This window comes from Rhodococcus aetherivorans (genome assembly GCF_025722975.1).
GTDB lineage: Bacteria > Actinomycetota > Actinomycetes > Mycobacteriales > Mycobacteriaceae > Rhodococcus > Rhodococcus aetherivorans.
This window is the reverse complement of record NZ_CP106982.1, coordinates 711,783-732,653: the sequence shown is the minus strand read 5'-3', so window position 1 is coordinate 732,653 and position 20,871 is coordinate 711,783. Positions and strand designations below refer to the sequence as shown.

18 protein-coding genes are annotated in these 20,871 nt (G+C 69.3%); 4 read left to right on the top strand and 14 right to left on the bottom strand.

The annotated features are described in order from the left end of the window. Positions 1–8 precede the first annotated feature (8 nt). The gene (locus tag OCS65_RS03425) at positions 9–1,157 is read right to left on the bottom strand and encodes an acyl-CoA dehydrogenase family protein (protein ID WP_185713248.1); all 1,149 of its coding nucleotides are present in this window, start codon (positions 1,155–1,157) and stop codon (positions 9–11) included. A gap of 163 nt (positions 1,158–1,320) precedes the next feature. Between OCS65_RS03425 and OCS65_RS03420 the strand changes: the two genes are divergently transcribed. The 4 genes from OCS65_RS03420 to OCS65_RS03405 all read left to right on the top strand — a co-directional run bounded on the left by OCS65_RS03420 (position 1,321) and on the right by OCS65_RS03405 (position 4,931). Continuing rightward, entirely contained in the window at positions 1,321–2,115 is a 795-nt protein-coding gene (locus OCS65_RS03420) for an SDR family NAD(P)-dependent oxidoreductase (RefSeq protein ID WP_029546546.1), read from the top strand. A gap of 20 nt (positions 2,116–2,135) precedes the next feature. Continuing rightward, positions 2,136–2,573, top strand: coding sequence for an acyl-CoA thioesterase (locus OCS65_RS03415; RefSeq protein WP_006934119.1), 438 nt, complete (start codon positions 2,136–2,138; stop codon positions 2,571–2,573). Between the two features lie 359 nt (positions 2,574–2,932). After that, on the top strand, positions 2,933–3,508 hold the full coding sequence (locus OCS65_RS03410; RefSeq protein WP_263508792.1) for a nuclear transport factor 2 family protein: 576 nt from the start codon (positions 2,933–2,935) through the stop codon (positions 3,506–3,508). Positions 3,509–3,662: 154 nt separating this feature from the next. Beyond that, positions 3,663–4,931 carry a cytochrome P450 gene (locus tag OCS65_RS03405; protein WP_263508790.1) on the top strand — a complete coding sequence of 423 codons (1,269 nt, stop codon included), beginning with the start codon at positions 3,663–3,665 and terminating at the stop codon, positions 4,929–4,931. A 195-nt stretch (positions 4,932–5,126) separates the two neighbouring features. On the opposite strand, the gene OCS65_RS03400 is transcribed toward OCS65_RS03405, so the two are convergent. From OCS65_RS03400 to OCS65_RS03340, 13 genes are all read right to left on the bottom strand, one after another. Then, a complete protein-coding gene (locus tag OCS65_RS03400) occupies positions 5,127–6,371 on the bottom strand; it encodes a cytochrome P450 (protein ID WP_006941607.1) in 1,245 nt (414 codons plus the stop codon). 45 nt (positions 6,372–6,416) lie between these two features. Further along, complete coding sequence (locus OCS65_RS03395; protein WP_006941613.1) at positions 6,417–7,250, bottom strand: mycofactocin-coupled SDR family oxidoreductase; 834 nt, start codon at positions 7,248–7,250, stop codon at positions 6,417–6,419. Between the two features lie 237 nt (positions 7,251–7,487). Next, positions 7,488–9,179 carry an FAD-binding protein gene (locus tag OCS65_RS03390; RefSeq protein WP_231772332.1) on the bottom strand — a complete coding sequence of 564 codons (1,692 nt, stop codon included), beginning with the start codon at positions 9,177–9,179 and terminating at the stop codon, positions 7,488–7,490. A gap of 24 nt (positions 9,180–9,203) precedes the next feature. After that, complete coding sequence (locus tag OCS65_RS03385; protein ID WP_263508788.1) at positions 9,204–9,746, bottom strand: nuclear transport factor 2 family protein; 543 nt, start codon at positions 9,744–9,746, stop codon at positions 9,204–9,206. 26 nt (positions 9,747–9,772) lie between these two features. Further along, complete coding sequence (locus OCS65_RS03380; protein WP_006941616.1) at positions 9,773–10,600, bottom strand: mycofactocin-coupled SDR family oxidoreductase; 828 nt, start codon at positions 10,598–10,600, stop codon at positions 9,773–9,775. A 256-nt stretch (positions 10,601–10,856) separates the two neighbouring features. Further along, positions 10,857–12,131 (bottom strand): cytochrome P450, encoded by a 1,275-nt coding sequence (locus OCS65_RS03375; protein WP_006941618.1) that lies wholly within the window; start codon positions 12,129–12,131, stop codon positions 10,857–10,859. After that, positions 12,128–13,204 (bottom strand): LLM class flavin-dependent oxidoreductase, encoded by a 1,077-nt coding sequence (locus OCS65_RS03370; RefSeq protein WP_102800552.1) that lies wholly within the window; start codon positions 13,202–13,204, stop codon positions 12,128–12,130. The genes OCS65_RS03375 and OCS65_RS03370 overlap by 4 nt, the downstream gene beginning before the upstream one ends. Continuing rightward, on the bottom strand, positions 13,189–14,841 hold the full coding sequence (locus OCS65_RS03365; RefSeq protein WP_420833243.1) for an AMP-binding protein: 1,653 nt from the start codon (positions 14,839–14,841) through the stop codon (positions 13,189–13,191). The genes OCS65_RS03370 and OCS65_RS03365 overlap by 16 nt, the downstream gene beginning before the upstream one ends. Positions 14,842–14,855: 14 nt before the next feature. Next, the gene (locus tag OCS65_RS03360; RefSeq protein WP_231772329.1) at positions 14,856–16,337 is read right to left on the bottom strand and encodes an aldehyde dehydrogenase family protein; all 1,482 of its coding nucleotides are present in this window, start codon (positions 16,335–16,337) and stop codon (positions 14,856–14,858) included. Continuing rightward, the gene (locus tag OCS65_RS03355) at positions 16,334–16,654 is read right to left on the bottom strand and encodes an AtuA-related protein (protein ID WP_006941630.1); all 321 of its coding nucleotides are present in this window, start codon (positions 16,652–16,654) and stop codon (positions 16,334–16,336) included. Before OCS65_RS03355 ends, OCS65_RS03360 begins: the two co-directional genes overlap by 4 nt. Next, positions 16,651–17,973 carry an acyclic terpene utilization AtuA family protein gene (locus tag OCS65_RS03350; RefSeq protein ID WP_006941631.1) on the bottom strand — a complete coding sequence of 441 codons (1,323 nt, stop codon included), beginning with the start codon at positions 17,971–17,973 and terminating at the stop codon, positions 16,651–16,653. The genes OCS65_RS03355 and OCS65_RS03350 overlap by 4 nt, the downstream gene beginning before the upstream one ends. Before the next feature lie 131 nt (positions 17,974–18,104). Further along, complete coding sequence (locus OCS65_RS03345) at positions 18,105–19,316, bottom strand: CaiB/BaiF CoA transferase family protein (RefSeq protein ID WP_029546554.1); 1,212 nt, start codon at positions 19,314–19,316, stop codon at positions 18,105–18,107. A 73-nt stretch (positions 19,317–19,389) separates the two neighbouring features. Further along, the gene (locus tag OCS65_RS03340; RefSeq protein ID WP_006941634.1) at positions 19,390–20,871 is read right to left on the bottom strand and encodes an aldehyde dehydrogenase family protein; all 1,482 of its coding nucleotides are present in this window, start codon (positions 20,869–20,871) and stop codon (positions 19,390–19,392) included.

Genomic DNA, 20,871 nt, shown 5'->3' with positions numbered 1-20,871 from the left:
TTCTGCCCCTAATGGGCTTCCTTCACGAGTTGCTTGGCCAGGGAATCGAAGATCACCTCGGTCGAGCCCTCGTAGATCCGCATGGGACGGGCCTCCCGGTAGAGGCGCTCGAGCTTCCCGCCGCGCACGAGCCCGAAGCGGCCCATGATCTGCACCGAGCGGTCGACGACGCGGGCGGCCGCCTCGGTGGCGCCGACCTTTGCCATCGACGACAGGTGCAGATTGGCGCGTGCGTCGCGGGCCGACGCGGCGGCCGCGCGGTAGGTCAGCGAGCGCGCCATCTCGATGTCGGTCCAGCAGGAGGCGAGGTGCTCGGGCACCGATCCGAGACGCGCGAGGCTGACGCCGAAGCCCTCCCGGGTCTTGGCGTGGGCGACCGCCTCGTCCAGCGCGGCCTGGGCCACGCCGACGGCGGCGCCGGCCACGGACACGCGGAACGTGGCGAGGGTGGCGAGGACGAGCCCGAAGCCCTTGCCCGGTTCCCCGATGCGGTTGCCGACCGGTATCTCGACGTTCTCGAGGATGACGTCGCTGAGCACGTGGGGCGCGATGATCTGGTGCGGGCGCTCGATGCGCAGGCCGGGCGCGTCGGCCGGGACCAGCACGAGGGAGTATCCGTCGCCCTCGCGGGCGAGGATGCTGTAGAAGTCCGCGTCGCCGCCGTTGGTGATGAAGGACTTGTGCCCGTCGACGATCAGCTTGCCGTCGCGCTCGACGACGGTGGTGCTGAGTGCCTTGAGGTCGGAGCCGACGTGCGGCTCCGTCAGGCCGAGGGCGGCCACGGCCTCGAGCCGGGCCACCTTGGGCAGCCACTCCGCCTTGAGTTCCTCGGAGCCGCCGACACTGATGCAGTAGCTGCCGATGCCCTGCATGCCGAACATGGAGTCGAGGTGGGCCGACTCGGCGGCGAGGGCCTCGCGCACGATGGTCACCGCGAGCGAGTCGACCTTCTCGAAGCGACCACCGTAGGCAGCCGGCACGACGACCTCGGTGAGCCGGGACGCGGTCAGCCGCTTGCGGACGTCCGGATCGAAGCTGTCCGCCTCGTCGGCGCGCGCGGCGATGTCGGCGCACTCGGCCGCGAGGTCCCGGGCTTCCCGCTGGAGGTCGAGGTACCGCTGCGGCAGGGCGAACAGGTCCTGCTGGTCGTCACTCACCTTGTACTCCGTTCTGGCGATGCGTCCGATCCACCGGGTGCGACACGGCGGTGTGACTCGGCGCGGTCTCGGCCATTGTCGTGAACTGGATCACTATCCGCTAATCTATGATCACAATAGCAAGGAATTGGGTACCGTCAACCAGGACCAGTGGAGGAACTCGATGACCGATTCAACAACCGGCCGGACCCGCCCGGGGTTCGACCCCGTCCGCGCGTTCGATCTGACCGACCGCACGGCGATCGTCACCGGCGGCAGCCGGGGCCTCGGCCGCGCCATGGCGTTCGGGCTGGCTCGCGCCGGCTGCGACGTCGTCATCGCCAGCCGTGACCTGGCCTCCTGCCAGGCCACCGCCGACGAGATCACCGAGGAGACGGGACGCAAGACGCTTGCGCATTCGTTCCACGTCGGACGATGGGAATCGATCGAGGAACTCGTCGAGGCGGCCTACGGTCACTTCGGGAAGATCGACGTGCTGATCAACAACGCGGGCATGTCCCCGCTGTACGACAGTCTCGACACCGTCAGCGAAACGCTGTTCGACAAAGTGATCGGGGTGAACCTCAAGGGCCCGTTCCGGCTCGCGGCACTCGTCGGAACCCGCATGGCGCAGGGCGACGGCGGATCCATTATCAACATTTCCAGCGCCGGGTCCGTGCACCCCAGGCCGGACATCCTGCCCTACGCCGCCGCCAAGGCCGGACTCAACGCCGTTACGATCGGCATGGCGCACGCGTTCGGCCCCACGGTGCGCAGCAACGCAATCATGGCCGGCACCTTCCTCACGGACGTGAGCAACTCGTGGGACATGGAGGCGTTCTCCCAGCGGGCGCAGCGCTTCGCCGCCAAGCGCGGCGGACAGCCCGACGAGATCGTCGGCGCCGCCCTCTACCTCGCGAGCGACGCCTCGAGTTTCACGACCGGCTCCATCGTCACCGTCGACGGCGGCCACCCCTGATCCACCCGGAAGGACACGACATGACCACCGCCACCACCGCCGTCACGCAGCAGCGCTTCCAGCTCGCCTACGGCGACTGCGACGCCGTCGGGATCTCGTACTTCGCCATCAACTACCCGTGGATGGAACGCACGTACAGCGTCTGGCTGCACTCGTTCGGCCTCGACAGCCACACGTTGCTCGACACCGTCGGCGTCTACACCGTGGGCCTGAAGTCGGAGTGCCAGTACATCACCAGCTGCGAGGTGTTCGACGAGCTGACCTGCACGGTCGTCCTCGACCACCTCGGCACCACCTCGTACGCGCTGGGATTCGACTTCGAGCGCGGCGACGAACTCGTCGCTCACGGCAAGATCACGTTCGCCGTGCGCGGCGCCGATGGAAACAAGGCCCCGATCCCGGAGCGGCTGCTCGCCGCCCTCCGGACGCTGGAGCCGCCGAAGACGACGCAACCGTAGTTCCCGCGCGAGTTCCCGCGCGCGAAGGGGGCGTCCACTCCACCGAGTGGACGCCCCCTTCGGCATCTTCGGCGTGCGCGAAATCCATTGACAATTACCAAATTCCGCATACAGTCGTCAGCATCGGTGATCTGGATCACTTCGACTCCGATCCCGAACCGTCCGCGGAGGCGCTCGCCCCTGAGCGACGCAACTCCCGCTCGACCGTCGATTCGACGATCCGCAGAGGCCCGAGCGACCGCAGGAGAGCCCCCGTCCCATCCCAGCCGATGCGCGAGCATCGACGGCGGCTTTCCTCGGGACGGACCTGTCGACCGGCGCGGGAGCAGCCCGCCCCGGAATCACGAAAGCGAATGGACATGGGAACCAACGAAAAGAAGGTCGTACAGAACTGGCTCGCCGCCGTCCGCGGCGATTCGGAGGGGGTGGGAGACGCGTTCACCCGCTACTTCCATCCCGATGCCACCTGGACCCTCATCGGATCCACTCCCATCTCGGGCACCTACAAGGGTCTCGAGTCCATCCAGAACGACTTTCTCGGCGCGAACTTCCGCGGCGAGGAGCGCGAAGGCCCGTCCGTGCAGGGCCTGAGCCAGGAGTACGGCATCAAGCCACTCGAGGTCGAGGACGTCCTCTCGCTGGAGGACGGGCGCGTCGTCGTATTCTGCCGCTCGGATGGCATGGGCCGCAACGGGGTTCCGTACAAGAACCAGTACTGCTGGATCGTCACCGTCCGCGACGACAAGATCGCGGCCATGCTCGAGTTCTGCGACACCGCCCTGATCGAGCAGGCGCAGTTCGACAAGATGATCGTCCCCCGGGTACCACCACCCCCGTCTACGAACACTGATCCGCCACATTTCCCTCGATCTTGGAGCACTCGCCGACGCGGCGGGGAACGCGAAGAAGAGAACCTGTTTCACGAAAACCGTTGACTTCATGCGCATCGTATTTATAGTTATCAGCACCTAGTGATCCAGATCACTGTCCACCTCCGGCCCCAGACCCTCGGCGGAGCGGCACGACCCCGACCGGTGCTCCGGCACCGATCCTGCTCGACCCTCGATTCGACGATCAGGAGATCCCAGAGTGACCGCAGTCGATCCCCGCCCCATCGCCCCCGACATCCTCTCCCCCGAGTTCCTCGACAACCCGTACCCGCTCCACCGCGTGTTGCGCGACCACTACCCGGCCCTGCACCACGAGGGCACGGACAGCTACCTGATCAGCAGGTTCGCCGACTGCGCCGAGGCCTTCCGCAGCCCGAAGTTCTCCAGCCGCAACTACGAATGGCAGCTCGAGCCCATCCACGGCCGCACGATCCTGCAGATGGAAGGGCGCGAGCACTCCACGCACCGCGCGCTGCTCAACCCGTTCTTCCGCGGCAACGGACTCGAACGCTTCATGCCGGCCATCACCCACAATGCCGCCCAGCTGATCGGCGACATCGTCGCGCGCAACGCCGGCGAGCTGCTCGGCGCGGTGGCCCGGCAGGGCGAGGCCGAACTCGTCTCCCAGTTCACCAGCCGATTCCCCATCAACGTGATGGTCGACATGCTGGGCCTGCCCAAGAGCGATCATGAGCGGTTCCGCGGCTGGTACTTCTCGATCATGGCCTATCTCAACAACCTGGCCGGAGACCCCGAGATCAACGCCGCCGCCGAACGCACCCATGTCGAGCTGCGCGAGTACATGCTGCCGATCATCCGCGAACGACGCTCGGGCGACGGCGACGATCTGCTCTCGCGCCTGTGCCGCGCGGAGGTCGACGGCGAGCAGATGTCCGACGAGGAGATCAAGGCCTTCGTCAGTCTGCTCCTCGTCGCCGGTGGCGAGACGACGGACAAGGCCATCGCCAGCATGATTCGCAATCTGATCGACCATCCCGAGCAGATGCGGGCCGTGCGCGAGGACCGCACCCTCGCCGACCGCGTCATCGCCGAGACGCTGCGGTATTCCGGACCCGTCCACATGATCATGCGCCAGACCGAGGACGAGGTGCAGATCGAGGACTCGATCATCCCCGCAGGGGCGACGTGCATCATGATGCTCGCGGCCGCCAACCGCGACGAGCGCCACTTCTCGAATCCGGACGAGTTCGACATCTTCCGAACCGACCTCAACGTCGACCGAGCATTCAGTGGTGCGGCCAACCACGTGCAGTTCATCCTCGGCCGCCACTTCTGCGTGGGCTCTATGCTCGCGAAGACGGAGATGACCATCGCGCTGAACCTCGTGCTCGACACGATGGACTCGATCGAGTACCAGGACGGCTTCGTACCGCGCGAGGAGGGCCTCTACACCCGCAGCATCCCCGAACTGCGCGTGAAGTTCGAACCGACCGGGAAGCTCGGCTGACAGCCGCGACAGCCGGCCGTCCGCGCATGCGATCGCGTACGCGGACGGCCGGCACTGCCGCGTCGACGAAAGACGGCACTGCCGCGTCGACGAAAGACGGCACTGCCGCGTCGGCGAAAGACGGCACTGCCGCGTCGGCGAAAGACGGCACTGCCGCGTCGGCGAAAGACGTCACTGCCGCGTCGGCGAAAGACGTTACTGCAGCGTGTAGTCCGTCAGTACCCGGCGACCGGGCGTGAAGGTGGCCGGGATGCGCTGGTAGCCGGTGTTCACGCCCTGTCGCGGGTACGGCTGCAGCGCCGCGAGGTCGACGTCGTAGTCCGGCATCCGTTCGAGCACCTGGCTGATCAGAGCGTGCGACATGTACCGGCCGAGGTGCGAACCGGCGCAGCGGTGCACACCGATGCCGAAGGCGGTGTGCCGGTTGGGCCACCGTTCGATGTCGATCTCGTCGGGCTTGTCGAACAGTTCCGAATCGCGATTGGCGGAGGCCCACGACAGCAGCACCCGGTCGCCCTTCTGCATGGGGCAGCCGTGGAACTCGACGTCGTGCGTCACGGTGCGGGCGAGCGCCTGGGTCGGCGAGAAGTACCGCAGGAACTCCTCGATGGCGTGATCGAGGAGATCGGGGTGGTCGATGAGACGCTGCCGCACGTCCTTGTGGCGGCTGAGCCAGACCAGCGAGTTGCTCACCAGGGACGCGGTGGTGCCGACGCCGCCGGAGATGAGCAGGTCGACGATCGCGAACACGTCGTGATCGTTCATCGGGCTGCCGTCGACCTCCTGCTGGACGAGGTAGCTGATGATGTCGTCCTTCGGATCCCGTCGCCGTTCGGTGATGGTCTGCTCGATGCGTCCGGCCAGGTACGGGAAGTCGACCTCGACCGCGCGGGTGTGCTCGGGGGTGCCCGGAATTCCCGCGAGCACCTGGAAGTGGGCGTTGGAGTAGCGGCGCCACTCCGAGACGTCGAGTCCGAGCCACTCCACCGTGACGATCGAGGGCACTCCGATGACCGACGTCAGGTCGCACTCACCGCTCTCGATCACGCTGTCGATGAAGCCCGCGACGTGCCGGTCGATGGTGGGCTTCATCTTCTCGACGGCGGCCGGCGCACTGACCGGGTTGACGATCCTGCGGTACTTGCGGAACTCCGGGGGATCGAGCTCGATCGGAATATGGTCGTGATGCGGGGTTTTCGGGATCACCACGGACAGCCCGTCGCCGCCGTACTCGCTGCGCGCCGAGGAGAACGTCTCGTCGTCGCGGGCGGCGTCGAAGACCGAACTGTAGTCGGAGAGCACCCAGTATCCGCCGTGAGCGGGAGTCCAGCCGATCTTGACGGTTTCGCGGATCTTCCGGTACGACTCGGCCGGGTCGGCCGAGTGCTCGGGCGAATTGTGGTCGAAGTGGACGACCGGACAGCGAGCGGGGCTTTCCATCGTGCGTTCCTTCCGAGACGGGATTCGTTGGCGGCGAATCGGGTTCTAGGCCTTGGCGAGTAATCCGGCGTCGATGGGCAGGACCACGCCGGTCACGTACCGGGCCTCGTCGGAGGCCAGCCAGACCAGGGCATTGCTGATGTCGACGGCCTCGACCCAGGGGACGTCGAGTTCGTTGCGCCGGCGGCAGTGGTCGACGATGTCGGCCTGCGTGGGCGACTCGAGGTCCGGACGGTAGATGCGGTACATGGCGTCGTTCTCGATCATGTCCGTCCGGACGGTGCCGGGGTTGAGGGTGTTGACCCGGATGCCGTGTTCCCCCAGCTCGTTGGAGAGGGTGCGCATGAGGCTGACGACCCCGCCCTTGCTGGCCGCGTAGTGCCCGAGGTTGCGGCTCGCCCGGATCGCCGCGACCGAGCTGGTGAGCACGATCGCGCCGCCGGTACCCTGCTCGATCATCCGGGGCACGACGGCCCGCACGGTGTGGAAGACACCGGTGAGGTTGACGTCGATGACGTTCTGCCATTCCTCGTCGCTGAGATGCCAGGTGGGCGTGAAACTGACGATGCCGGCGTTGGCGCTGACGATGTCGAGGTGCCCGAACTCGTCGACGGCGTCGGAGACGAGGAGGTCGAGGGCCGCCTGGTCACGCACGTCGACCACCCGGGACAGGCAGCGGCGGCCCGTCGCCTCGACGAGCCGGTGGGTCTCGGCGAGGTCGTCGGTGGTGGCGAGCGGATACGCGACCGTGTCGACGTCCTTGCAGGAGTCGAGGATCACGACGTCGGCACCCTCCTCCGCGAGGCGGACGGCGTTCGATCGTCCCTGACCCCGGGCGGCGCCGGTGACCAGCGCGACCTTTCCGGCTACTCGTCCCATGGGTGCTCCCGTTCTCATTGTATGCGTACTGTGACGAACCGCACTCTAATGCTTATCATGATTATTAGCTAGTGAGCCCGCAAGGTCCGAAGGTCCCCGATCGCCGGACACCTACGTCCCGTGCCGGCACAGGTTCCGGAGCCGCGCGCACGGCAGTCAGCCGCGACAGCAACGAACGGCTGTCGCGGCTGACTGGGGACCGCGCGGATATTCGGCAGGGATCCCTCCCCTGATCCGTCAGGCGAGCGACACCGGCCGCAACGGCGCCGCGGCCGGATCCGCCGACGGATCGGCCGCACGGAGCGACGCCCTCGCCGCGGCCCGGCCCGCCCGGTAGCCGAATACCAGGGCAGGGCCCAGGGTTCCGCCGGCTCCGCCGTAGACCATGCCGGTGGGGGCCGCCATGACGTTCCCGGCGGCGAACAGGCCGGGGATGACCCGATCGTCGACGTCGAGGACCGCGCCGTCGGCGTCGGTGCGCGGACCGCCCTTCGTGCCGAGCGTGCTGCTGTGGATCTGCACCGCATGGAAGGGGGCCCGCGCGACGGGTCCCAGGGTGGATTCCACGCCGGGGTACCTGTTCTTGTCACCGACGAACCCGTCGTACACGCTCTCGCCGCGGTGGTACTCGCTGTCGTGGCCCCGGCGCACGTCCTCGTTCCAGTGGGCGACCGTCGATTCGAGGGTGTCCGCGGGGACGTCGATCTGCCGTGCCAGATCGGCGAGAGTGTCGGCCCGCACGACCCACTCCGGGGCTTCGGTGCCCGGCGCGGCCCCGAACGCCCCGTACTTCTCGACGTGGTCGGCGTCGAAGATCAGCCAGCACGGCTGGTTCAGGTAGTCGAAGTCGTGCGCGTCGAGCTGGTGGAACGCCCCACCGAGCGCGTTGTAGTTGGTCGCCTCGTTGGTGAACCGCCGGCCGAGCCGGTTGACCATGATCGAGTGCGGCGCAGTGCGCTCCCGGTGCACGAGCTGGACGGCCTGGGCACCGTTCGCCCGTTGCCCGGGCAGCACCGCGACCGGCGCCCACCAGGCCTCGCGCATGTTGCCGAGCTGCGCGCCGACGCGCATCGCCATGCGCAATCCGTCCCCCGTGCACGTGGGTACGGTGGCGGGGTGCGCCATCGGTCCGCGCAGAAAGTCGCGCCGCAGCCGCTCGTCCCATTCGAAGCCGCCGGTGGCGAGCACGACGCCGTGCTCCGCGCGCACGTCGTGCGCCCCGTTCCGCCCCTCGAACCGCACGCCGGTGATGCGGCCGGACTCGTCCTGGATCAGCCGCACGCCCCGCTCCCCGGTGTGCACGGCGACGCCCTCGTCGAGGCAGCCCTGGAGCAGGGCCGCGATCATGCCGCGGCCCAGGCCCTCCACGCGGTCCCGCTCCCGCTGCTCGAGCACGTCGGGGGGAAGGTGGCCGGTGCCGCCGCCGATGGGGGTCTCCGCGACCGTCATACGGCGCGGGACCCCGACGAGCTTGTCCTCCCATCGGCCGAGGTCGATGAAGCTGAACAGGTCGGGTTCGAGGGAGCGTCCGCCCTGCGGCATCCCGCCGGGCCGCTCGGGGTGGTAGTCGGGGTAGCCGGCGACGAGGCGCATCTTCAGCGGCGTGGTGTCGAGCCAGTCGAGCAGTTCGGGAACGGTGTCGACGAACGCCTCCGCGAGCTCGGGCAGGATCATCCCGTGCGACAGGGATTCGAGGTAGGCGAGGGACTGCTCGCGCGAGTCGACGATCCCCGCCTCCCGCGCGTACCGGTTGTTCGGCAGCCACGCCACGGCGCTCGACAGGCACGTGGTACCGCCGAGCAGTTCGCCCTTCTCGAACACGCCCACTCGGGCACCGCACCGGGCGGCCGACAGGGCGGCGCACAGTCCGGCACCCCCGCTGCCGAGCACGATGACTTCGTAGGCGTCCGATCCGTCGTTGTCTTGCATCGTAATTCCCTCTCTCGGGATGGTTCAGTCGAAGGTGGGTGACGGACTCGGCCGGAGTCGTCCGTCCTGCTGGGCGGGGGACGGCGGGTCGGGTGCGGCCCCGGCCGTGAGGACCGTCCCGTACGTCGCGGTCGGCGTCGCGTACCGGACCTCGAGCCGGCGTTCGCCGAAGTACCAGCGCCCGGCCCGTCTCATGTAACGGTCGTGGTATCGCAACGCGAGAATGCTCTGCACCCCCGCCTGCGCGAACTCGACGTGGCAGGGCACGATCCCCTGCGCCGTGTCCTCATCGGTGAAGTCCACCGTGCCGGGGTGCGGGGTGTGCACGCTGACCCCGTCGTATCCGTCGAGCGCGGCACGAACGTAGGTGATGATCGCGTCCCGCCCCCACAGCGATTCCGACAGACCGTGGAACGCGGCGTCCGGCGTATACAGCGCGGCCAGCGTCTCCATGTCGTGGTCGTCGACGGCCAGGGCGTACCGCGTCGCCAGTTCGCGGATCTCGAGGACATCCTCCGTCCGTCGCGGGTGGCGGTCCCGGCCGTCGAGCATGTCGTGTCCTTCCATCGCAGAGCGCGTTTCGGGGCCTGTCACTACTTCACCAGGGCGCCGGCGTCGATCGGCATCGTGATGCCGGTGACGTAGCGGGACTCGGCTCCGGCGAGGAACAGAACGGCGTTGCTGACGTCGTCGGGCTGCACGAACGGGACGTCGAGGGCGTGCATGCCGTGCAGCAGCGGTTCGACCTGTTCCCGGGTGGGCTGCGGCTCGTCCGGGAGGAACAACTTGTAGATCGCGTCGTTCAGCAGCATGCGGGTCTCCACGTTGGTCGGCAGGACCGCGTTGACCCGGATACCTTCGGGGCCGAGTTCGTTGGCGAGACTGCGCATCACGCCGAGCACGCCGTGCTTGGCCGCCGCGTAGTGGGCGTTGTTCGGCAGGCCCTTCAGTCCGGCGATGGAGCTGATCAGCACGATGCTGCCGCCGCGGCCGCCGGCACGCAGGTGCGGGACGGAGGCCTTCACCGTGTTCCACACGCCGGTGAGGTTGATGTCGATCATGTCGCGCCAGATCTCGTCGGTGAGATCCTCGACCGGATAGCTGCCGGCGATCCCGGCGTTGGCGACGACGACGTCGAGGCGGCCGAACCGCTCGACCCCCGTCGCCACGGCCTTGGCGACCGCGGCCGAATCCCGCACGTCCGCTTCGGTGGCGACGATCTGCCGCCCCTCGGCCTGCACCAGGCGGACCGTCTCGTCGAGGTCCGCCCGGGTGGCCATGTCGTACGGGGCGCCCTGCACCGGAGCGCACAGGTCGATCGCGATGATGTCGGCGCCCTCGCGGGCGAGGCGCACCGCGTGGTTGCGCCCCTGTCCCCTCGCCGCACCGGTGACGAAGGCAACCATTCCGTCGAATCCCATGACGTGAACCTCTCTCTCGACTCGCTCTTCGGTTCGCGTCACGGACCGGGCGACCGTCCCCGCGAGGAGGCCGGCCGGGCTTGCGTGCAGAGCGGTGGATCGCGAGACGCGAGAAGAACGGAAACGGAAGAAATCTCTGCATATGATTATGCTCACATCGGACCCGGGAGGTCAATGGTCGATTCGGCGAGCACCCCCGGGTTCACGGTCCGCCCGTCCCGTTCCACCGGCGCGAAATCTCTTGAAGATGAACCTTTCAGATCGAGAAGGGGCGCGCGTTCCCGGCAGTGGGGCCGATACGCGGTCCCGGCGTGAAGCGCGCGGGAATTCGCTTCCAACCGGGATTGACCGCCTGGTGCGCGAACGGGACCACCCGGTCGTGCAGGATCTCGTAATCCGGCATGCGGCACAGGATCTGGCCGAGCATCTCGACGGACAGCGCACGGGCGATGTGCGCCCCGGCGCACCGGTGCACACCCATGCCGAACGCCGTGTGCCGGTTCGGCCACCGCTCGATGTCCACGGTGTCCGGGTCGTCGAACGCCTTCGGGTCGCGGTTCGCCGACGCCCAGCCGAGGAGCACGCGATCGCCCGTGCGGAAGTCGTGCCCGTGGAACTCGACATCACGAGTCACCGTGCGGGCCAGGGCCTGCGTGGGTGAGAAGACGCGCAGGAACTCCTCGATCGCCCGCGGCAGCTTCTCCGGGTGCTCGGCGAGGGTGCGACGCAGCTCGTGGTTGCGGTCGAGGTACATCAGCGTCTGGCTGACGAGGGAGGCGGTGGTGCCCACGCCGCCGGAGATCAGCAGCTCCGCCATGGCGAATACCTCGTCGTCCGTCACCGGCCGGCCGTCCACCTCCGAGCCGACGAGGTGACTCAGCACGTCGTCCCGCGGACGTACGCGCCGCTCGGCGATCGCGGCCCGCAATTGCTTCTCCATCCACGGGAACTCGACGGAGATGGCGTGCTCGAACTCCGGCGTGCCCGGCAGGTCGGAGAGCGCGGCGTGATGGGCGTGCGCGTACCGCTCCCAGTCCGCCGGCGGCAGGCCGAGCCAGTCGATCGTCACCACGGCCGGCACGCCGATGACCGTCGCGAAGTCGCACGTGCCGGCCTCGATGACCTGGTCGATGAACCACGTCGTGTACTTCTCGATCGCCGGCCGCAGGTGCTCGACGGCCGCCGGGGAGGTCAGCGGGTTGATCAGCTTGCGGTACTTGCGATGTTCCGGAGGATCGAGTTCGACGGGGATGTGGTGGTTCACCGGCGTCTTGGGGATGACGGTGGCCAGGCCGTCGCCGCCGTAGGGGCACCGCGCGGACGAGAAGGTCTGGTCGTCGCGGGCAGCCTCGAACACGCCGTCGTAGTCGGTGAGCACCCAGAAGCCGCCGTGACGGGTCGACCGGACCACCGGCCCTGCCGCCCGCATCCGACGGTAGGAGCCGACCGGGTCCTCGGCGTGCGCGGCGGAGTTGTGGTCGAAGTCGACCACAGGACAACGCGGTTCGGTGCTCCGGTCGTCGAGCGTCATCGGACTTCTCCTGTCGGGCTCGTGGACGCCATCGCCGAGGGGGCCGCCATGGTGCGGGCGTCGATCGACACGATCTCGCGCATTCCGGGGACGATGTCGCGGCCGAGGTCGTCGAGGTACGCGACGACGTCGTCGGCCGTCATGTCGGGCCACTGCGCGCGCACGATCACCGGATCGACCGGCACCTGCGCCGCGAGAGCGCGCAACTGGCCGAGACAGTCGTCGGGGGTTCCGACGATCGCCTCCGCGGCGGCGACCTGCCGGAATCGTTCGGTGAGGGCGGTGGCATCGCGGGTGTCCAGTTCCCGCTGCGCGTAGGCCAGGAGGCGGTCCCGCGCCATGGATTCGAAGCGCCGGAACGCACCCTCGGTGGTGGCGCCGGGAACGATCTCGCGGCGCAGCGGATGCCGCGCCACCGGCGGCCGCCCGTGCTTGTGCCGCGCCGCGGCATAGACGCCGAACATGCGGTGCATGTCGTCGGTCCGGGTTTCGGGCGTCACCGGCCACGCGTCGCCCAGTCGTGCGGAGCGCCGGACGCCGGAATCCTTCAGTGCGCCGATCCAGATCGGCGGGTGGGGATCCTGCCAGGGACGGATGTGGGTCTTGACCCCGTCGAGCCGCCAGAACCTGCCGTGGAAGTCGACCTCGTCCTGCGTCCACATGAGCCGGATGATCTGCAGCGCCTCGTCCATCATGGCGAACCGCCGGCCGAAGTCGACGCCGAACGCGGCGAACTCCTCGCGCCGGTATCCCGCGCCGGCGCCGACGATGAGGTTGCCCCGGGTCAGGATGTCGAGGGTGGCGAGTTCCTCGGCGAGCGCGACCGGATGGAACAGCGGCACCTGCACCACCATCGTGCCGATCTTCACGCCGGGGTCCAATTCGGCCGCGATCCGCGCCAGGGTCGGGATCGGCTGCAGCCAGCGCAGGTTGCCGTAGATGTAGTGGTGGCCCATCACGATGTAGCGCACGCCGTTGCGCTGCGCGGCCTCGACCTGGCGCAGCAGTCCGTCGAGGTGCTCGCGCGGCGACAGCGTGGAGTGCACGTCGCCGAGGATCACACCCAGGTCCATGTCTTCCTCGCTTCCGTCGACGGCTCGAGCAGCCAGTGCCGCAGCTTCGCCTTGGCGACCTTGTTCAAGGTGGCGCGCGGGAACTCCGGTACCAGGTGGACCTCGCGCGGTCGTTTGAAGTCGGACAGCAGTTCTGCGCAGGCCCGTTCGATGTCGGCCGGCAGGCCGTCGGGCGCGGCGCCGTCCGGGATCACGAAGGCGACCGGGACGTCGCCGAGCATCGGGTCCGGTTTCGCCACGACGGCGGCCTCCCGGACGCCGGGCACCGCCGCGAGCACGCGTTCGATCTCGGCGGCGGCGACGTTCTCACCGCCGACCTTGAGCATGTCCTTGGACCGCTCGACGAACCACAACTGCCCGGAGCGGTCCTGGCGCACCCGGTCTCCGGTGCGGAACCAGCCGTCGGCGGTGAAGGCCTCCCGCGTCGCGTCGTCGTTGTGCAGGTACCCGGCGAACAGGGACACACCCGGTGTTCCGCGCACCCACAGGTCACCCACCGTGCCGGGCTCGACGGGACGGCCGTCGTCGCCGACGACGGCGACGGCGTACTCGGGGGCCGGACGTCCCATGGTCCCGTCGGGGTCGGGATGGGCCAGTTCGCTGACGACGGGGTGCGACACGGTCTCCGTCATGCCGAACCATCCGGTCATGCGGATCCCGTCGGCCACCGAGTGCTGCGTCGCGCTGCCCGACCAGTGCCGGTAGGTGTGGCCGGCCGGAACGGGAGCACCGTCGAGGGCCCGGAGCATGAACGACACCACCGATGCCCACGTGCACCGGTGCCGGAGCGAGACGTCCCAGAAGCGGGACGCGGAGAACTTCGGGGTCAGCACCACGGTGGCCCCCACCCACAGCAGTCCCAGAAACGAGTAGCCCAGGGCGTTGGTATGGAACAGCGGCAGAGTGATCAGTCCGACGTCGGTGCCCCGCAGCCCGGCGTGGGCGGCGTTGACCCGGGCGGCCCAGAGGCAGTTGGCGTGCGTCCAGACCACGGCCTTGGGCCGCGCCGTCGTCCCGGAGGTGTACTGGATGCTCGCGGGCGCGAGCGGATCGATGGACACCGGCGCGGGTGCCCCGGCGGCCCGTCCGAGCGCGCCGAGGCTGCCGGACGCCCTTTCGGGCACGGTACCCCCCGGTGCCGCGGCCTCGAGGGTCTCGGTGCCGCCGGTCGTCGCGATCCACTCCAGGCCGGGCATGGCGGCCCGCGCGGCCTCGGCCGACCGGGTTCCGATCAGCGCGGCCCGGGGGGCGGAGTGCCGGTCGTAGTAGGCGAGTTCGTCGGCGCTGCTGCGGGTGTTGAGGCACACCGCGACCGCGCCGGTCGACACGATCGCCGCCCATCCGACGAGGAAGTCGGGGCAGTTGTCCATCAGCAGCACCACACGGTCACCGGGTGCGATGCCGCGCGCCTGCAGTCCGGCCGCGAGCCGATCCACCGCGGCGGCGAATTCCGCATAGCTCCAGCGCTGCGCCTCGGCGCCGGTGTGCGGCTCCCAGATGAGGAAGGTCGTCTCCGGCCGGTCGGTGCGCCACCGGTCGAGCAGCCACGGCACGGTACGGCTTCCGGTAGACGCGCGGACGGCGAGGTCGGGTGCCGGTCCGTCGAGGATCGGGTACGCGGGAGCGTGTGCGGGCATTCGGGTTTCGGTGGTCACGACGGCACCTGCCAGTTCAGGTGCCTGATCCGGAAGAACTCGGCGAACCCGTCCTCGCCCATCTCGACGCCGGTGCCGCTGCGCTTCGATCCGCCCCACGGCACGTCCGCCCGCATGGGGCCGCCACCGTTGATCGCGACGGTGCCGGTGTCGAGGCGCCGAGCCACGGCCACCGCCTCGGCGTGGTCGCCGAAGACGCTCGCGTTGAGTCCGTACGGGGAGTCGTTCGCGACGGCGACCGCCTCGTCGACGCCCCGGTACGGAAGGACCACCGCGACGGGAGCGAACAGTTCCTCCCGGCAGATCTCGGCGGAGTTGTCCACACCCGTCACCAGGGTCGGCGGCAGGAACCAGCCCTTGCCCACCGGCCGCTCGCCGGCGACCGAGATGCGGCCGCCGGCGGCGACGGCGCGGTCGAGGTAGCCGCGCACGCGCGCGAGGTGCTCGGCGGAGATCAGCGGCCCCACTTCGGTGCGCTCGTCGAACGGGTCGCCGGTCGGCACGTTCTCCTCGATGAAGCCCGCTGCCAGATCGAGGAATTCGTCGATGCGATCGTGTGGAACGAGGATCCGGGTGGTGGCGCCGCAGCCCTGTCCGGCGTTGCGGCAGAACCGCAGGATCGACGGTCCCACGGCGGTGGACAGGTCCGCCGACGGGAGAAGGATGTTGGGGGACTTCCCGCCGAGTTCGAGCATGACCTTCTTGTGGGTGGCCGCGGCCTGTGCCATCACGGCCGCGCCGACGGCGGAGGATCCGGTGAAGCTCACCATGTCCACCCCGGGGTGGGAGCTGAGCAGTTCGCCCACGGCCGGTCCACCCGGCACGAGATTCAGCACGCCGGGCGGCAATCCGGCCTCGTCTGCGAGGTGCATGAAGGCCAGCGCGGACAACGTGCCCCGCGGCGAGGGCAGCAGGACCACGCTGCAGCCGGCGGCGAGCGCGGGCGCCACCTTCCACGAGATCATGTTCAGCGGGTAGTTGTACGGCACGATCGCCGAGACCACGCCGATCGGCTCGCGCAGCAGGAGGCTCTCGGACGACACCGCGCCGCGGATGCCGGGCAACCGCTCCTGGTAACCCCCACGGGGACCACGCAGCGCCGCGTCGGCGAACCACCGGAAGTTGATCGCCGGCTGCGCGACCTGCAGGGTGCGGGCCAGACCGATGGGTGATCCGACCTCCCGCACGACCAGTTCGGTGAGTTGCCCGGCGTGCTCGTCGATCAGGTCCGCCAGCCGCCGCAGGACCTTGGCGCGCTGGTCCGGGGAGGCGGCGCGCCATTCCCCGGCGTCGAAGCTGCGGCGGGCGGCCGTGATCGCGCGTTCGGTCTGCTCCCGGTCAGCGGCGGTCCACCGTGCCAGCGCCTCCTCGGTGGCGGGATCGATCGAGTCGAACGTCTCGCCGCGCCCGGTCTCCCCTCTGCCGCCGACGTGCACGGACGGGCCGTGCGCCGCCCGGGCGAACAGGTCGTGGATCATCGCCTCTCCTCGCGTCCCGGAACGTCGATGTCGAGAATCAGGGACTGGTAGGACTTTCCGTGCGGGTCCACCCGCAGGGACTTGGAGACCCCGCCCGCGAGGGCACGGGTGAGGACGAAGTTCAGGCAGCAGTTCACCGGGATCTCGTAGCGGGTCACCTCGCCCTCGACGAGGTTCCCGAACGCCTCGGCGACGATGTCCTCGGTGAGCACCGACCGGAGCCAGTCGTAGTCGGCGTCGTCGTGCGGGAACACGCAGATGTTGCTGGTGTCGCCCTTGTCGCCGGAGCGGCTGTACGCGACGTCACGAAGTTTCATGCGGTGGTCACCTCCACGGACAGGGGTACCTCGCTGCGGGGCAGCAGGGCGGGGGTCACGACGACGGCGGGGACGACCGAGGTGACCACGCCACCGCCACCTGCGGGACCGAAGTACAGGTATTCGACCTCGTAGGCGGCGGCCTTGGCGACGTCGGGATCGAGGGCCCGGGCCGCGAGCCGCAGCCGCACCTCCGCCGGCTCGCCGCCGGCGATCCGGTCGCCGAAGAGGGTGTCGACGCCGTGCAGTTCGATCCGCAGTTCGTCGATCTGCGCCCGGATCGGTTCGAGGCGCCGGCGCACGATCTCCTCGGCGCGACGGGCGCGGTCGACGCAGCCCGGTCCGCCGTAGGAGATCTCGGCGACGGCCTTGTATCCGAGGTCGACGCCGACGAGCACCTTGAGGGTGTCGGGCCGGGCGGATCCGCGGGCGCCGGACAGGCGTACCCGGTCGGGCCCGGCCTGTTCGATCCGCACGTCACTGAAGTCCGCGGTCACGTCGGGGGTGAGATAGCGGGCGGGATCGTGGATCTCGTAGTAGAGCTGGGTGCGGGTGGTGCGCAGGTCGACGGCCCCGCCGGTGCCGTCGAGCTTGGTGACGATCAGCTCGTCGTCGTCGATCTCGGCCAGGGGGAAGCTCAGGTTGTGCGGGTCGGGGACGACCCGGTACGGCGGGTCCTCGAAGTTGCCGCCGGTGCTGTGGACGCCGCACTCGAGCAGGTGCCCGGCGAGGGTCGCGGTGCCGACGCGGTCCCAGTCGTCGAGCGACCATCCCAGCTCGTGGCAGATCGGCCCGACGAACAGGGACGGGTCGGCGATCCGGCCGCCGAGCACGATCTGGGCGTCCTGCCGCAGGCAGTCGACGATCGGATCGGCTCCGATGTAGGCGTTGGCGGAGACGATCCGGTCGGCGAGCGCACGCGTGGTGGTGCCGAGTTCGGGGAGCGCGACGTCGGCGGCCGTGACGGCGTCCCGCACGTCGTCGCCGCGGATGATGCCGATCCGGGTCCCCCCGAGCCCCAGAGCGCGCAGATTGACGGCGAATTCGGCCGCCGCGGCGTCGGGATTGGCGGCACCGAAGTTGCCGACGACGCGACCTCCCGACGCGAGGAAGCGGCGCAGGATCGGCACCAGGGCGGAGATGCGTTCGTCCTGGCCGGCCGACGGATCGCGCAGGCGGCGGATCTGGGCCAGCGCCATCGTGCGTTCGGCCAGGCAGTCGAAGCCCATGTACCGGACCCGGCCGCTGTCGGCCATGGCGGCCGCTGTCTCGAGCCGGTCGTTGGCGTAGGCCGAGCCCGAGCCGATACTCAGCTGCATTGGTACCTCGTCTCGTTGCGTGCGTCGGCGAACCTGCTGAATTCGCGCGTGACACCGGAATCCGCGCACGCCGTTTCGTGGGCGGATTCCGGTTCACCGCATCGATTTTCGGACTGCGGTCCGTGCGACTCTCAGGACTTGCCGATCACGCCCGCCTCGGCGAGCGCCGCGAGCTGGTCCGCGCTCAGCCCCAGCCGGTCCGAGAGCACCTCGGCGGTGTGCTCGCCGATGGTGGGCACACCGTCGTAGCTGGGACCGTCGTAGCTGCCGAGGTGCAGCACCGGCCCCGGCATCAGCACACCCTTCATGATCTCGTTGCCCGTGATCTCGACGAGGGTGCGCTCCTGGAAGTGCGGGTCGGCGACGACGTCCGCGGCATCGTTCACCGGTGCGCTGACGACCTCGAACTTCTCCAGGGTCTCGAGCACGCTCGCCCGCGGCATCGAGCCGACCCATTCCTTCACCATCGCCTGCACCTCGTCGTTGTGCTCGAGGCGTGCGGCGTTGGTGGCGTAGCGGGGATCCTCGATGATCTCGGGCCGCCCCATCGCGGCGAACAGCCGCTTGGCGATGCCCTGGTTGGACGCCGCGATGGACAGGAAGCGCCCGTCCTGGGCCTCGTAGATGCCCCGCGGCGACGCCGCGCCGGTGGCGTTGCCGATGCGCTGCTGGATCTCGCCGAGCGCGGTGTAGCGCAGGAACATGTCACCGATGATGAACATCAGCGGCTCGTACAGTGCGACGTCGACGACGTCGCCCTGCCCCGTCCGCTCCCGCTTGTACAACGACATCGCGACGCCCATCGCGGCGGACAGCCCGGCGATGGAATCGGCGAACCCGAACGGCGGGGAGGTCGGCGGCGAGTCCGGCCAGCCGTTGACGTGCGCGAAACCGCTGGCCGTCTCGGCGACGGTGCCGAATCCCGGCAGGCTGCGATTGGGTCCGGTCTGCCCGAACCCGGACACCCGGGCCAGCACGAGCCCCGGGTTGTCCGCGCTCAGCACGTCGTAGCCCAGGCCCCACTCCTCGAGCCGGCCGGGACGGAACGACTCGACGACGACGTCGACCTCGGCCGCGAGCCGGCGCACCAGGTCGCGGCCTTCCGGCGAACGCAGGTCGATGCCGAGGGACTTCTTCCCGGCGTTGAGACGGGAGAAGCCCAGCGACAACCCCTCCTTCTGCGGAACCCACTGGCGTGCGAAGTCTCCGGTCGTCGGGTCCTCGACCTTGACCACCTCGGCGCCGAAGTCGCGGAGCATGCGCCCCGCGGTGGGGGCGGCATACATGGTGCCGAGCTCGAGCACCTTGACTCCCGCGAGCGGACCCGCAGCGGATGCGTTCATCGTCGTCTCTCCTAGCCTTGTCGTCCGGTTCGGCCCTGCCGAATGCGATGTTGCCGAATACCTTGCCGGCGAATCAGATCCGCCACTGGATGTGCTTGACCTCGAGGTACTCGCGCATCCCCCACTCACCGAGCTCGCGGCCGACTCCCGAGCGCCCGTAGCCGCCGAACGGCGCGTCCGGCCGCATGGCACCGCCGCCGTTGATCCATACCGTTCCGGCGCGGATCTTCTCCGCGACGCGGCGCGCCTCGACCGGGTCGTCGCACCACACGTTCGCGGCGAGACCGAAGGGGGTGTCGTTGGCGAGGCGGATGGCCTCCTCGGTGTCCTTGAACGGCAGGATCACCGCGACGGGACCGAAGATCTCTTCCTGCACCGCGCGCGCGTTGGGCGGAAGATTGCCGAGCAGAACCGGATTGACGAACCAGCCCTTCTCGGGCAGCGGCTTGGTCACCTCGAGCAGCTTCTTGCCGCCCTCGGCCGCCGCGCCGTCGATGAAGCCCTGCACGCGGTTCTGGTGGTCGGGCCGGATCATCGGGCCGATGTTCGTCGCACGGTCCCACGGGTCGCCGACGACCATCTGGTCGAACGCCGACGCGCCGGCCTCGAGGAACTCGTCGTAGACCGAGTCGTGCACCAGCAGCCGGGCGAGGGCGGCGCAGCCCTGACCGCCGTTGCGGGACCAGCGCAGGTGCATCTCGACGGCGATCTTCTGCACGTCCACGCCGGGCAGCACGATGTTCGGCGACTTGCCGCCGAGCTCGAGGGTCACGCCGGCCAGGTTCGCCGCGGCCTGCTCCATGATCTTCGCGCCCACCCCGTCGGAACCGGTGAAGGACACCCGGTCCACGCCGGGATGCGAGGACAGCCGCTGCCCGACGTCCGCGCCGCCGATGACGACGTTCATCACGCCCGGCGGCAGACCCGCCTCGCGGATGAGATCGCCCAGGAACAGGGTGGTCAGCGGGGTGCGCGGGGACGGGAGCAGCACCACGGTGCAGCCGGCCGCGAGCGCGGCGCCGAACTTGAAGATCGCCAGGTTCAGCGGGTAGTTGTACCCGGTGATCGCCGCGACGACGCCCACCGGCTCGTACACGACGTCGCTCATCGTCGGCACCGGCTTGTCGTACTCGCCGAGATGGACGGTGCGGTCGGTCTTCGCGGCCTCGGCGGCCCACCGCAGGTGCTCGTCGACGGCCATCTTGACCTGCAGGTACTCGGCGAGCGAGACCGGCGTGCCGACCTCGTTGACGATCGAGGGCAGCAGCCGGTCGGCGGCCTTCTCGAGCACGTCGGCGAAGCGGTGGATGTGGCGGGAGCGCTCCTCGCCGCTCAGGGCGGACCACGCCGGGAAGGCGGCGCGGGCGGCGGCGACGGCGGCGTCGACCTGGTCGGTGGAGGCGCCGCCGACGGTGGCGATGACCTCCTCGGTGGCCGGGTTGTAGACGTCCCACGTCTCACCGGCGGGCTCGACCTCCCGGTCGCCGATCAGCAGGGTCCGGGTTTCGGGAACCCAGTCCTTCAACGGGAATTCGGTTTCGGGCGCTGCAGTCAT

Excerpts from the sequence above, each read along its gene's own strand:
- OCS65_RS03420 (WP_029546546.1), top strand. The coding sequence starts at position 1,321 with ATGACCGATTCAACAACCGGCCGGACCCGCCCGGGGTTCGACCCCGTC.
- OCS65_RS03415 (WP_006934119.1), top strand. The coding sequence starts at position 2,136 with ATGACCACCGCCACCACCGCCGTCACGCAGCAGCGCTTCCAGCTCGCC.
- OCS65_RS03410 (WP_263508792.1), top strand. The coding sequence starts at position 2,933 with ATGGGAACCAACGAAAAGAAGGTCGTACAGAACTGGCTCGCCGCCGTC.
- OCS65_RS03400 (WP_006941607.1), bottom strand. The coding sequence starts at position 6,371 with ATGGAAAGCCCCGCTCGCTGTCCGGTCGTCCACTTCGACCACAATTCG.
- OCS65_RS03395 (WP_006941613.1), bottom strand. The coding sequence starts at position 7,250 with ATGGGACGAGTAGCCGGAAAGGTCGCGCTGGTCACCGGCGCCGCCCGG.
- OCS65_RS03390 (WP_231772332.1), bottom strand. The coding sequence starts at position 9,179 with ATGCAAGACAACGACGGATCGGACGCCTACGAAGTCATCGTGCTCGGC.
- OCS65_RS03385 (WP_263508788.1), bottom strand. The coding sequence starts at position 9,746 with ATGGAAGGACACGACATGCTCGACGGCCGGGACCGCCACCCGCGACGG.
- OCS65_RS03380 (WP_006941616.1), bottom strand. The coding sequence starts at position 10,600 with ATGGGATTCGACGGAATGGTTGCCTTCGTCACCGGTGCGGCGAGGGGA.
- OCS65_RS03375 (WP_006941618.1), bottom strand. The coding sequence starts at position 12,131 with ATGACGCTCGACGACCGGAGCACCGAACCGCGTTGTCCTGTGGTCGAC.
- OCS65_RS03370 (WP_102800552.1), bottom strand. The coding sequence starts at position 13,204 with ATGGACCTGGGTGTGATCCTCGGCGACGTGCACTCCACGCTGTCGCCG.
- OCS65_RS03365 (WP_420833243.1), bottom strand. The coding sequence starts at position 14,841 with ATGCCCGCACACGCTCCCGCGTACCCGATCCTCGACGGACCGGCACCC.
- OCS65_RS03360 (WP_231772329.1), bottom strand. The coding sequence starts at position 16,337 with ATGATCCACGACCTGTTCGCCCGGGCGGCGCACGGCCCGTCCGTGCAC.
- OCS65_RS03355 (WP_006941630.1), bottom strand. The coding sequence starts at position 16,654 with ATGAAACTTCGTGACGTCGCGTACAGCCGCTCCGGCGACAAGGGCGAC.
- OCS65_RS03350 (WP_006941631.1), bottom strand. The coding sequence starts at position 17,973 with ATGCAGCTGAGTATCGGCTCGGGCTCGGCCTACGCCAACGACCGGCTC.
- OCS65_RS03345 (WP_029546554.1), bottom strand. The coding sequence starts at position 19,316 with ATGAACGCATCCGCTGCGGGTCCGCTCGCGGGAGTCAAGGTGCTCGAG.
- OCS65_RS03340 (WP_006941634.1), bottom strand. The coding sequence starts at position 20,871 with ATGACTGCAGCGCCCGAAACCGAATTCCCGTTGAAGGACTGGGTTCCC.